Annotated in this window: 13 protein-coding genes; 5 read left to right on the top strand and 8 right to left on the bottom strand. The window is 40.3% G+C overall.

The genetic code is table 11. The features are described from left to right. Positions 1-285: 285 nt before the first annotated feature. Together purU and HPL003_RS14460 are read right to left on the bottom strand one after the other, a co-directional pair. On the bottom strand, positions 286-1185 hold the full coding sequence (gene purU / locus HPL003_RS14465; protein ID WP_014280421.1) for a formyltetrahydrofolate deformylase: 900 nt from the start codon (positions 1183-1185) through the stop codon (positions 286-288). A 22-nt stretch (positions 1186-1207) separates the two neighbouring features. Further along, positions 1208-2335: a deoxyribonuclease IV gene (locus HPL003_RS14460; protein WP_014280420.1), complete on the bottom strand. Its 1128-nt coding sequence runs from the start codon at positions 2333-2335 to the stop codon at positions 1208-1210. A gap of 297 nt (positions 2336-2632) precedes the next feature. Here HPL003_RS14460 and HPL003_RS14455 point away from each other — a divergent pair, with 297 nt between their 5' ends. After that, complete coding sequence (locus HPL003_RS14455) at positions 2633-3547, top strand: TIGR01777 family oxidoreductase (RefSeq protein ID WP_014280419.1); 915 nt, start codon at positions 2633-2635, stop codon at positions 3545-3547. Positions 3548-3638: 91 nt separating this feature from the next. On the opposite strand, the gene HPL003_RS14450 is transcribed toward HPL003_RS14455, so the two are convergent. The 3 genes from HPL003_RS14450 to HPL003_RS29425 all read right to left on the bottom strand — a co-directional run bounded on the left by HPL003_RS14450 (position 3639) and on the right by HPL003_RS29425 (position 6206). After that, positions 3639-3908 (bottom strand): hypothetical protein, encoded by a 270-nt coding sequence (locus HPL003_RS14450; protein WP_238533516.1) that lies wholly within the window; start codon positions 3906-3908, stop codon positions 3639-3641. A 25-nt stretch (positions 3909-3933) separates the two neighbouring features. Further along, positions 3934-5193, bottom strand: coding sequence for a WXG100 family type VII secretion target (locus HPL003_RS14445; protein WP_014280417.1), 1260 nt, complete (start codon positions 5191-5193; stop codon positions 3934-3936). A 356-nt stretch (positions 5194-5549) separates the two neighbouring features. Further along, positions 5550-6206 carry a hypothetical protein gene (locus HPL003_RS29425; protein WP_014280415.1) on the bottom strand — a complete coding sequence of 219 codons (657 nt, stop codon included), beginning with the start codon at positions 6204-6206 and terminating at the stop codon, positions 5550-5552. Positions 6207-6477: 271 nt separating this feature from the next. Here HPL003_RS29425 and HPL003_RS14435 point away from each other — a divergent pair, with 271 nt between their 5' ends. Then, positions 6478-6702: a helix-turn-helix domain-containing protein gene (locus tag HPL003_RS14435; RefSeq protein ID WP_014280414.1), complete on the top strand. Its 225-nt coding sequence runs from the start codon at positions 6478-6480 to the stop codon at positions 6700-6702. Between the two features lie 332 nt (positions 6703-7034). Here HPL003_RS14435 and HPL003_RS14425 read toward each other — a convergent pair whose 3' ends face one another. Beyond that, entirely contained in the window at positions 7035-7622 is a 588-nt protein-coding gene (locus tag HPL003_RS14425; RefSeq protein ID WP_014280412.1) for a hypothetical protein, read from the bottom strand. A gap of 333 nt (positions 7623-7955) precedes the next feature. Between HPL003_RS14425 and HPL003_RS30340 the strand changes: the two genes are divergently transcribed. Further along, entirely contained in the window at positions 7956-8135 is a 180-nt protein-coding gene (locus HPL003_RS30340; protein WP_014280410.1) for a helix-turn-helix domain-containing protein, read from the top strand. Positions 8136-8141: 6 nt separating this feature from the next. On the opposite strand, the gene HPL003_RS14410 is transcribed toward HPL003_RS30340, so the two are convergent. Continuing rightward, complete coding sequence (locus HPL003_RS14410) at positions 8142-9173, bottom strand: IS630 family transposase (RefSeq protein ID WP_014280409.1); 1032 nt, start codon at positions 9171-9173, stop codon at positions 8142-8144. A 71-nt stretch (positions 9174-9244) separates the two neighbouring features. Here HPL003_RS14410 and HPL003_RS30530 point away from each other — a divergent pair, with 71 nt between their 5' ends. Further along, positions 9245-9442, top strand: coding sequence for a GNAT family N-acetyltransferase (locus HPL003_RS30530; protein ID WP_081473718.1), 198 nt, complete (start codon positions 9245-9247; stop codon positions 9440-9442). A 625-nt stretch (positions 9443-10067) separates the two neighbouring features. On the opposite strand, the gene HPL003_RS14400 is transcribed toward HPL003_RS30530, so the two are convergent. Then, positions 10068-10964 (bottom strand): alpha/beta fold hydrolase, encoded by an 897-nt coding sequence (locus HPL003_RS14400; RefSeq protein ID WP_014280407.1) that lies wholly within the window; start codon positions 10962-10964, stop codon positions 10068-10070. A 205-nt stretch (positions 10965-11169) separates the two neighbouring features. Here HPL003_RS14400 and HPL003_RS14395 point away from each other — a divergent pair, with 205 nt between their 5' ends. Then, positions 11170-12063: a LysR family transcriptional regulator gene (locus HPL003_RS14395; RefSeq protein ID WP_014280406.1), complete on the top strand. Its 894-nt coding sequence runs from the start codon at positions 11170-11172 to the stop codon at positions 12061-12063. Positions 12064-12544: the final 481 nt, after the last annotated feature.

Raw genomic sequence — 12544 nt, 5'->3', positions numbered from 1 at the left:
GCTTGAATGTTTCAATATGACTTATACATCCTCAAATATTGTACCATTTGCCGTGCAGGTTTGCCAGATCGTTTATAAAGATGGTTGTCGAAATGTCGTACCGAGTCCTCATATAAATATACCCGCAAAGTATTAACCTCATTTAAAAAATCACAAAACCGCAAAAAATAACGTATTTTGTCCGGTTTTAACCCCCGCTTTCCGTAGAAAAAAGCAAAAACCCGTCATTTCGACGGGCTTTGCTTGTAAAAAGTATGAACATTTACATTTTAAATAAATATAAAATCAGTTAAAAACGACTGTTTTATTTTCATGAACCAAAATTCGGTCCTCCGCATGCCACTTCACGGCTCTTGCCAAAACGACCCGCTCAATGGTGCGACCGATCCGTTTTAACTCATTGACATCATCGCCGTGGCTTACCCGCTGCACGTCCTGCTCGATGATCGGGCCGCCGTCCAGTTCCTCCGTTACATAATGCGCGGTAGCGCCAATAATTTTCACACCGCGATTATAGGCTTGAGCATATGGCTTTCCACCCACGAATGCAGGCAGGAACGAATGATGAATATTGATGATCCGATTGCGGTAATGCTCAATGAACTTAGGTGAAATAATCTGCATGTACCGGGCCAAAATAATAACGTCGATATCTTCACCAATAACCTCTAGTTGACGGCGTTCCGCCTCTGGTTTGGTATCGGCTGTCACCGGAATATGGTGATACGGAATGCCGAACGATTCCACGTACTCCTTCATATCCGGATGATTGCTGACCACCAGAGAAATATCCGCGTCCAGATCCCCTGCCTGCCATTGCCACAATAGTTCCACCAGACAATGATCTTCTTTGGAAACGAAAATGGCGAGCTTTTTCTTGCGGCTGACTGCTGAAATCGTCCACTCCATCCGGAATTGTTCTGCAACCACGGCAAAATCCTGCTCCAGTTGGGGCTGGGTTTCACTCAAGTATGGCAGATCAAATTCAACCCGCATAAAAAACATACCTCCGGACGGGTCCATCGTATATTGATCAGATTGAACAATATTGGCGCCATGCTCGTACAAAAAGCGAGACACGGCCGCTACAATACCCGGGCCATCAGGACAGGATACGAGCATACGCGCACGGTTTTCATGCGCAGATTGAGTGCTGTTTGGCTGATGTTTTACGTGAAGTTCCATGTGGCTACAAATCCCCCTTGGCTTATACTGTCACTGGCAAATGACTGCCGGCAAACCAGGCAATCAGCCGTTGATTAATGTGTTCTTCGCTCAGCTCTGGAAACAGGGCTGCTTCCGTGATCATGTCGTACAGGCGCTCCAGCGGCTCACGTGGGTCGGCTTTTCTCGCTTTGGCATCATTTTTCAGCAGCGTCCAGGTGTCTAGCACAAATTTTCGTACATCCACATCCTGCTTTTTGAAAAACGAATGCAGCTGCTCTATCTGCCCCAAAAATTCATCACCAAAACGCTCCTTCACATTCCCGCGAAGTAAAGCTATTTCAACCTCATACATTGGACGCTGGGTTTTCGCTTCCTTTCCGATCCATGGCGTTTCCAAAATAAATGGACGCCCTTGAAGTGCTTCATGATGCACCACATTATGAATGGTCTGATAGCCAATCCAGCCCGATCCAATCGGAGTATGGCGGTCTTTATGAGCGCCAACTGGGTTTTTACTGTCATTGACGTGAACTACTGCGATGCGGTCCAGCCCGACAATACGATCAAATTGCTCCAGCACACCGTCCAGATCATTCACAATATCATAGCCCGCATCATGAATGTGACAGGTATCCATACAGACAGTAAGACGCTCGTTGTGCACTACTTTATCTATAATGGAGGCAATTTCCTCGAAGCTGCGTCCCATTTCGGTACCTTTGCCTGCCATCGTTTCCAGCGCAATGTTAACATCCGTCTCCTTCACACCGTTTAGTACCTCGTTCAAGCCATCAGCAATACGCTGAATGCCGTACTCTGCATCCTTATCGGTAAAAGCGCCTGGATGAAGCACGATATTTTTCACGCCAATCGCGTGAGTGCGACGAATTTCCTCCTGAAGAAAGCTGACTGCCAGCTCATAGGTGTTTTCTTTGTAAGAGCCGAGATTGATAATATACGGGGCATGCACCACGATATCATCCATCCCTTTTTCAGCCATCAACTGCTTGCCTTCCTCCAGATACATGGATTCCATCGGCTTACGACGCGTGTTTTGCGGTGCCCCCGTGTATATCATGAACGAGCTGGACCCGTATGAAGACGCTTCTTTTGTAGCGCTGAGCAGACCCTTGTCCGAGAAGGACACATGAGAACCAATTTTCAGCATGATTCGGTTTCATCCCCTTATCCTTGTTATTCTGTTATGCTTGTCTTATTTTGATTTAATCATTTTAACGTGATTATTGAAATCAAACAACATGGCTTTTATGGTAGCCTTATTGACTAGTGTTGTTAAAGCAAAGTACAGGCAGAGGATTACATGTAAGGGAGACAAGGTACAATCAAAGCATGGATTGACATCCTTTAGCGTATACAGGTACATTCGAATGAGGTTTTTTTCTCGAAAAGGGTTATATTCTATAACATACATATTTTTTGCGAATCGGAAGGAGAGTCGAACTCCATGAACATCGTCATATGCGGAGGTACTGGATTAGTAGGGTGTGCGCTGACCAGAAGCTTGCTCAACGACGGGCATACGGTGAGAGTAATCACCCGTAAACCCATGGTAGGTCACGAAGCGAGCCCACGCTTGCAATATATGAGCTGGAACGAGCTGAAACAAAAGCCTGAAGCATTGGAGGGCATAGATGTGGCCGTTAATTTGGCAGGCGAAACGCTGAATCAGCGCTGGACGGACAAGTCCAAACAAAGAATTCTCCAATCCCGACTATTGTCCGTTGCCAAACTGGCTCAAGCACTAAATGCGCTGCAAAAAAAACCGGAGGTCATCATTCAGGCTTCGGCAATTGCCGCATATGGTGCTTCCTTGACCGAAACGTTCGATGAAATGAGCCCGCGTCGTTCGGAAGATTTTCTTTCTCAGGTGGTCGAGCAGTGGGAAGAGGCTGCCAACGCTTATCCATCCGATTCCCGTTTAATCAAGCTGCGTATTAGCCTCGTGCTGGATAGAAAAAAAGGAGCTTTTCCACTTATGAAATTGCCCTACAGATTCGGATTCGGCGGCAGAATAGGCAGCGGTCATCAATGGATGAGCTGGATTCATATTGAGGATATCGTTCGTCTGATCACGTACTGCATCCATACATCGGAGATCGTCGGGGCAGTGAACGCTTCATCACCGTACCCAGTGACGAACGACCAGTTTGGGAAAACCGTAGCTCAAGTATACCACCGTCCGCATTGGTTTCCCGTTCCAGGCATTCTCGTTCAAAAGCTGCTCGGTGAGATGAGCACCCTCGTATTGGATGGTCAAAAAGTAATCCCGCGCAAGGCGCTGGAGCACGGATTTAAGTTTAACTATCCTTCATTGAAGGAAGCGCTGGAGGAACTCCATTCTCTTCAAAAGCAGCGCTAAAATGAAAAGAGGAACTCTATGTGGCGGCATCTCACCAGCTCAGAGTTCCTTTTTTAGATGATCTATTTTCATACAATAAAATTTAATTGAATTAAATACGAACCAAAGAACCCTTCTTTATTTCTTTAATGTGTTCTGATTCCTGTACACTAATACCAATGAGCGGGAGGTTAGCTATAGAAAAAGAAATACTAATATCTAATACATCCAGTTCGCATATTGTTCCATCTAATTTATCAACTTGTATTTTTGAACCTATCAATTTTTTTAACTTCGTATGATCCTGATTATCTAATCCAATATTAGTTCCGATTAAGACAAACCCTTTATTTGGATTTTTGATAATATTATCCAATTTCATGATTTCCAAAAGAAACATCTCCATTCTAGCGTTCATGTATGAACAGTAAGTCTTTAACTTCCCTAACTTTGATACCTTCGTTTTTTAATCTATTAATCCCATCTCTTAAAAGCATAATTCTTTCTAATTGAGTTAAATCGGGGGCGAATCTTGCAGCACGGATACTTGCTTGTGCTTCGTCCAATGCAAAATTCCTAGTTATAACGTTAAACTCTTCATCCATAACTTGAAATGACCTTCCTGCAAGCCCTGCTTCATAATGCCCAACAACTTCATGTGCTATCGTTCCTTGACCAGTAATCCGGCTATTAGCTGCTAATTTACCTACGTCATTAGAAGGCAAGACATCATTATTTATATTGAGAATCGTATCAAATAATAAACCCGTAGGTGAAGTATCATTAGGCCCTGCAATACGAATATTTTCTTCAGGCATCCCTAATTTTCTTGCATACTGGGTTAAATTTACTATCTGCTCTTCAGTTAAAAGCACTTCATTACGCAGGCCATTAGTATCTATAATTTTTCTTGTAGTGTCCAAGTTTTCTATTATTCCTGTAGTTCCATCTTTTAATGGGTTAAATTTCACAGACTCAGCTAGCCCAACTTTAGGCTTAATTACTGAGCTAACTCCTCCAAATAATCCTGCTGTACCGATCATATTGGCCCAATGTTCCTTTGACCAAGCATTTGTAGGCATTGTAGCTTCTCTGATCGTTCCATGTACACCAAAAGTCCAGAAGTTAAAAAAATCATTTGCTGAATTAAACTGCTTGGATGCTCGCTCCGCATATCCTTGATACAGACCTTTCGGAATACCAAATGTCCAATAGTCTAAAAATCCTCCTACTGAATCATAGCGTTTTTCATACCTTTCCTCAGCAGCGTTCAAGAAATCTTGACCAAGCTCCAATAAACTATCTGTCGATTTCTGAAACGCATTTCGTGTATCTGGAGCAGGAACAGCACATGCATTAGGTGGAGGTGGTAAACAACTTGCGTCAATGTTACCTGCTTCCATCAGATCAGCTAATATGAACTTGTCTGCATGGTGACGTAACTCCCTCGCAATAGAATCCGTCAGGGTAACAAAGTCAGTCATTTTCTTCTGAGAGACTTGAAATTGACTATAAAATTGTTGTTTGGTTGTACCATCCCATAATTGCTGCATAAAAGAAATTTGTTGCATCAATTGACTATTCATCTGAATCGCTGTTTTCTGTGCAAGGTCAAATTGCTTGGAGATGGTTATAAGTTGTTCAGGAGTCACTCTAATCGTTGTCATAATTTACCTCGGTTCAAGTTCGTTATGACATGATAGCATTATTCAAATTTATGGAGAACAGCCTTATCTCCTAATTGTTATAAGAAAGAGTGTTTCTTTATACCTGTATCAAAAGACTTAGCCTTGAGTATCGCAAATAGTTATTCACACGTTCTTTTCACAAGAAGAATGAGCAATCGAAGGCTAATCCATTTATCGTCCCAAGTCTTAAGAAAAAGTTTACCGTCAATGAGTTTTCCAGTTTTGTACATAGATAAGCTCCTTTACGGAATAGAGGGGTTGTTGATTACAGGTTTAAAGCTATTTATATTTTGGGTAGTCAGATGTATCTCCCCTTTATGTAGGTTATAGAGAGGTTAATATCCAGACGCCAAACCTCTTGTTTCATCCTCAGCACGTTCTATCGCCTGAATCAAAGTCATCAAAGGTTTCTCAAATTTATAATGAATGGCTTTTTCACACGTACCACCAGCAGCTTCCCACTCCCAAAACGCAATAATGTCAACGGGTTCAAGGAAATATAAAGTTAAGGCATTCACTGGATTTGCAGTGTATAGTTTTATAAACTCTTCGTCTAAAAGTTGATTATACGTAAGATATTGCTCTTGCATCGCTCCTAGGAGAAAAAGTACACTTTCCTCATTCACATTAGTAATTCGATTAACAAAAGCATTTCGTCTTTCAACCGTATTCAGTATAATTTGTATAGCATTTCGAGTACACGAAGCATCAGAAGTAATACTGAGCATATTAATTAGATCATTAGTAGTGAGATCAGGATTAAATGGGGCTTGCTCTATAATATACGTCCATTTATCGTCGCTTCCATTTTGAAATACTCGAATAGCATCGGAAACGTTATAGCCGATCGTTTGCCATTTTCGATTAAGCACGTCAATAATGTGATAATAGTACAACTCTGTTTCTCCGTTGCCTACTTCCTGTCCCCAGACCTTTTTCATACGGACAATGTTTTTAATATCTTGTTTATTGAACTTTACTTTTAAAATCATAGGTGTCATCTCCAGTTCTATTTTGGTAAAATGTCCATAGCAAAGCTAAGGGTGTTGTACATCATTTTTTTAGGATGATATGATATAGCTTAGCTTTGTTTCATCAATTCCTACTCAGAACTATTTCACTTTGTCGTAAATATTTACGACTTGTTATAAATGATATCATCAACCATTTCATTATTCAACTGTTTTGACGTAATTATTTCCGACTTATTGGAATTTAATCATATTTTTTATGTCATCTGGTATTAAAGAAGGAGAATGATAAATGATTAGTTTTGAACCATTACAAATAACTTTGATTAAAAAGAAAATCTCTAAAATGGAGTTTATAAAACTAATGAATATCTCCCCGTCAACTGCCGCTAAAATGTGGCGTAACGAGTACATTGCTATGAAAATTATCGACGATATATGTAACAAGCTAGAATGTAATTTGACAGATGTCATTGAACATACTCCAGATGATAAATTGAATCAAAATACTCAATAGCTACCCCCAAATTAAACGTCAAAAAGAAGCCCATAACATTAATAGGCTTCTTCTTTATACATATCAAACTATTTCACTCAAGAGGCGTTGGCGGAAGATTTAAAAGAGCCCAGTCTATAGGCGTAGGACACTCCGGCAATCTTAAAAGTGTCTCCATCATTCAGGATGTACTCCTTGTATGGCACCATCGCCTCTCCATTCAGAACAGTTCCGTTGTCGAGAGCAGATCCTTGCCACAATTCATTGTCAGTTTTTTGGGAAAAGTAAAGATGAATGACAGAAAAAATGAAGCGGGGCAATCCAAAGAGATTACCCCGCCCTAACCTAACGGATTATTCCAAAACGTAGGAAATAGTCATTTCAACAGATTTATAAGAAAGGCTGCCGAACCATCTATCTCCGGTAGAACTTGCAATGTTTGTTCCAAAGACCTGTGCTGTCCATGTACCACGTGCTTCCTGATCTAGAAAACTTGCTCTCTCAGTCATTCCACTGGGCTTCCATGCGATAGTAGCAGATTTGCCGCTAGGAGAGGATACATTCAACTGAGAAAAAACAACCGCCCCCAGCATATTTCTATTGTTGTTGTTGATAATTCCTCTTCCTGGGTCAATCTCAATCGACTTTACCTTGGCATTAAGAGGCAATGACGTAAACCGGAAGCTAACCGGATCGGAATAACCGCTTTTGCCGGGGGCTAATGCCAACCCTAGGCTTTTGCCTGCGCTCACTGTTCTACTGCTGCTGGAAGCATTGGGAGCGGCACTTAACTGTACATCCACTGTCTGTGTATAGACAGTTTCACCAGCCACATTGGTGGATACCTTAACATTCGGCTCCGCTGCAAATGCAGTCACGGACATTGCGGCACTCATGGATACCGCCAGTAACATTGCACCTAAACGTTTTTTCATGCTCATACTTTTTTACCTCCAAAAAATATTATTAAGGTGGTATGAATTGCTGTCCGAGCATAAAGACCTATTTTCAAAAAGGATACCGTTTTCTAGTAGAACAGCAATAACCCCTTATTAATATTATCGGTATACAATTGGAAAAAGTCAATTGTTTCCAATGATTTTTTTGGTATAAATGGATTAAATTTTAATATTCTGCCCTCTGTGAACCATCGCCTTAGTTCATCGTCTTCACACAACTTTTTATAACGTGAATGCGTGATAATCAAAACATCAGATTCACGTACAGCCTCAAGATTCTGCCTTTCAAAATATTCTTGGAGGCTATCCATTGTCATGAAGATTAAATTCCTATTAACCTGTAACTTAGAAAGAATACTTAAAGAACAGAATATTACACCTTATAAACTCTCAAAAGATACCGGTGAGAGAATCGGAACGATATATAAATTAGTGAATAATCAGGGAATGGATAATTCACGCCTTTCAACTTCATTGCTATATAGATTGAACTGAAAAACTTTATACCTGAAGAAGCAGGCGGTCAATTATAATTTGAGGAACACGGTTAATATGATTCATAAATTTTGTCACGTGAGAGCGGATGACATAAAACTTCTGGAAAAATACATTGTTCACAACATCGTGCTTGAGCCACTTCCACAGTCCTTCTACGGGATTGAGTTCCGGACTATATTTGGGCAAATAGACAAATTGCAGCCTTGGATTCTTTCTCAAGAAAGGTTGAATGGCTTTGGCATGATGAACGCGTGCGTTATCCAGGACGATGACGAGATTTCCTGTGTACGTCTTCAGGATATCCTTTAAAAAGCGTTCAAAAGCCTGAGCATCCAGTTCTTCTTCACGGTGTGTGACATACCCGGTTTCGTAGTTGATGGCCGCAAACAATTTAGCTCCCTGATGTTGTCCATAGGTGGGAATTTCCCGTTGTTGACCTTTCGGAAACCAGTTGTATTGCAAGGCCATATAGGCTCGAATGGAAGACTCGTCTTCAAATAGCAAATGGTCGATGTCTCCCCGATCCAGTTGATCCTTGAGTTCGGATAAGGTCACGTCCTGAAACTGTTGCTGTTCCTCCACATCCGCTCGCGCTAAGGTATAGGTGGCCTTTGTGTAGCTGAACCCCAGACGATTCAACCATTTCGAGGCTCCTTTTAGGGTGTACGTCTGACTAAACTCTCGATGAATCCAAGTGCAAATAAGCTGTAAGGTCCAGGTGAATTTGGCCTCAAAACCAACGTCTACAGGTTTCTTTTCAGTTATCATTGTCTTTAGTTGTTCTTCCTGAGCTGGTGTAAGTTTTTTCAGTCCACCGGGGTAATTCTTGAACTCTAGCCCCTGTAATCCCTGTTCCCGATAGCTTTTCCAGTGTCCACTGATAGCAGGAAACGAGCGACCAAGAATCGCAGAGATTTCAGAAAGCGTCCGGCCTTCCAGATGTAAGCGAACAGCCAGATATCTCTCATACATTCGGGTGCTTTGTGTGTTCTTCATGGCCTCTGTGAGTTGTTCGATTTCGTGTTGCGTTGTCATTGGGATCGCCACCTTTACCGGGTTATTACTAAATCTTTACCCATTTTGGTGGCTCATAATTTACGAGTTCAATCTATATAGCAGTTTCTAATTCGTTCAAAGGAAAAGGATTAGGAGGTAAGATGTTAAATGAATGCATCAAGCCGTATATTGCTAGCCATGGTGGTGGCTTGATCACTTTTAATACAAATGCTGAAGATAACCGGAGCTTTTACAGAAAAAACGGTTTTACTGAGATTCATGAAATGACAATACGAGCAAATGGGTAAGACATTGGTAACTGGAGCTATACAACTACAATTCATGGAGATAATTGATTACTTCTTATTTAAGTGTCTTATTGTTTCAAGTATTATAAGGTAGCTGGACTGTACGTAGTCCAGTGCTCTAGAATGTAGAACATATAAATTAACTACGCATACTGAAGCATTCCACTTTAATAGGATAATTCCAATAGAGAAAGCTTAATAATACCAAGAAAGCAGCTGATCAATGCATCAGCTGCTTTTGTTTCAACTTACAGGCGGGTTAGCGTAGTTACAATAACTAAATAAGATGACCGTTAAAATTAAAAGTAACATTCCGAAATAAATGGATTATCCTTGTGATCAAGTTCAACCACCCTTAATACTGTATGCACAATAAGAGCTTATTTCTGTAGACTTATTAAAGATAGCAAGTAAGCATTTGAGTTTTTTTACGTTGACATTGTATTGATGAAGGGTTTTTATATCCAGATTAGTCATCACCATGCACATGCTTATTATTCCTCAAGTGATGAAGTTTAAAGTAACATCGATAATGATCGTGTACATGCTTCCATCACAGTAGGCAGTAGAAAAACAAAATTTTTCTATGCCTATTATGATGGGAGTTTTTCTAAGAACCGAGCAATTAGAATGTAGTAGTATCAATCGGTTCATTGAGGTTATTCTTTTTATCATTCCTTAAGAATTGTTGAATAAGCTCACTGATCTCTTTAGCATGTGTTTCGAGAGCAAAATGCCCTGTATCAAGTAAATGGACTTCCGCAGATGGAATATCACGCTTATACGCTTCAGCTCCAGCAGGGAGGAAGGCAGGGTCATTTTTACCCCATACGGCTAAGAGTTTAGGTTGATACTTACGGAAATAAGCCTGAAAGTCAGGATAACGATCCACATTTGTTCTATAATCAAGGATCAAGTCCAGTTGGATTTCTTCAGCTTCTGGACGCGACATGAAAGCAATATCTAGAGAATACCCATCTGGTGAAACAAGGCTGGCATCAGCTCCATGTAAATACTGAAAGTTTCGAATGGTCTCAGGAGTCAAGGAATCGCGACATGCTTCACGATTTTCAGGTGTTGGAGAGTGCCAATAAGTTTCCCAGGATCCCCACTCGTCACTAAATCCCTCAATATAGGCGTTCCCATTCTGACTAATAATTGCTTGAATTCTTTCAGGATGAGCAACCGCCAAACGATAACCAACAGGTGCACCATAATCAAATACATAAAGTACATACTGTTTGAGAGACAGTGCTTCAGTAAAGCCTTCAATAACTTGGAACAGGCTGTTAAATGTGAAGTTAAATTGACTGCGCGGCGGAGTTATTGTATGACCGAACCCAGCCAGATCGGGAGCAATGACACGGTATTGTTCTGCCAGTTTAGGAATTAGGTCACGGAACATATGACTTGAAGATGGAAACCCGTGTAATAATAAAATAACTTGACCATCTTTAGGGCCGGCCTCACGATAAAAAACTTCAACATCTCCAACCTTTTGCTGATGATAACTAATCTTCATTTTGTACATCTCCTTGTGATATTTTTATTAATATTAAGATGCTCTGTAGAGTTTCTTTCTAACCAACATCACGATGGTTCTGTGAATTATGATGTTATGGTAATTGGTTTTGAACTAGGGTTATCGTATAATACAAATACATATTTGACTAACGAATAAATCAAATGTCTATTATTTCGAATTGAAATACAGAAAGGTGATCGATGTGATAAATTCATTAGAAGGTCGTTTTTTTCTGGCGTTTATTGCCTCACTTGAAGAAAAAAGCTTCAGTCGAGCTGCAGATCGTTTAGGTTATGTTCAATCCACAGTAACAACTCATATCCAACAGTTGGAAAAAATTTGTGGACAAAAATTGTTTCATCGATATCCAAGAGGGATAGAACTTACGGAAGCAGGAAAAGTATTCTCCAAATATGCTTATCAGTATGTTCACTTAAGTCAATCTCTTAAAGAAAGTATGGATGAACTAGATCAGCCATGCGGAACAGTACGTATCAGAACACAAGAATCTTTCTTTCTTACACGGATGCTTCCCTTTGTTCAGGAATACACAAGAAACTATCCAAGCGTAAATTTGCGTATAGAACAAGGAGCACATCAGGATATTCTAAAAGGTGTACTAGATTATGAGTTGGATTTTGGAATTGTTCCTCAAAACCCGAGTCGCCATGATATTATTTTTTATCCAATTATAGAAGAAACGATCGTTTTTGTTGCATCTGAGGATATAGCTCAGAAAGTGAGCAATGAGGGAGTTCGGATTCTAAATGACCAACTTTTTATTAGTAGTGGCACATCTTGTTTGTATCATACGTCTGCTATAGATGTTTTGAAAAATGCCGGTATTATGGTTAAAGATGCAATAGAGTTACCTAGTCTTGAGATGATCAAACAATATGTAAGCTGTGGAAAAGGTTTTGCCTTAGTCCCTGAAATAGCGGTTAACAACGAACTAAAGACTGGGAAACTAAATATTCTTCCATTTGATTCCCAAATAAGCTTTACGCATGGTTTAATAATTCATAAAAATCGTGAGTGTAGCTTTACTGCGAAAAAATTCCAATCTGAACTCATGTGTTTCTTAACAGATATATGAATAAGTAGTGTATTTATTATATAAAACTTGTTCAGTGAGAATTTCTTTTATGCTTAATTGGAGAGTAAAGGAAGTAAAGAAATAAGCGTACCTTAGTTGTTTAGAAGAAAAGCAGCAGAACTCCTTACTCGAGACGAGTTAGGGGTTCTGCTGCTCTCAGATCCATTTATATATCTGGCTTATTATTGTAAACTGAGACAATCAACCTATATGAAGAACGGCTTTGCCAGAGAATTTCCGTTCAATCAAATTACGGGCAAGGGTGTCAATTCAGTCCAAGGCGCCTCCACTTCTATACAAACTTGGCCAGCAAATTCAGATCGTCCGCAACTGCTTGACGAGTGAGTACTCACCTATTATAGCCAATATTTGTGGATATTTAGGAATTACTTTAGGGGAATTATTTGACGTTGTTCAAATGGAAACGGAATAACCTCCTATCTATCAAAATGCAAAAGAAGCCCATAACATTAATAGGCTT

The sequence above is a fragment of the Paenibacillus terrae HPL-003 genome, assembly GCF_000235585.1.
In the GTDB taxonomy this organism is placed as follows: Bacteria; Bacillota; Bacilli; order Paenibacillales; family Paenibacillaceae; genus Paenibacillus; species Paenibacillus terrae_B.
The sequence above is the reverse complement of the archived record's forward strand: the minus strand, read 5'-3'. Positions and strand labels throughout refer to the sequence as shown.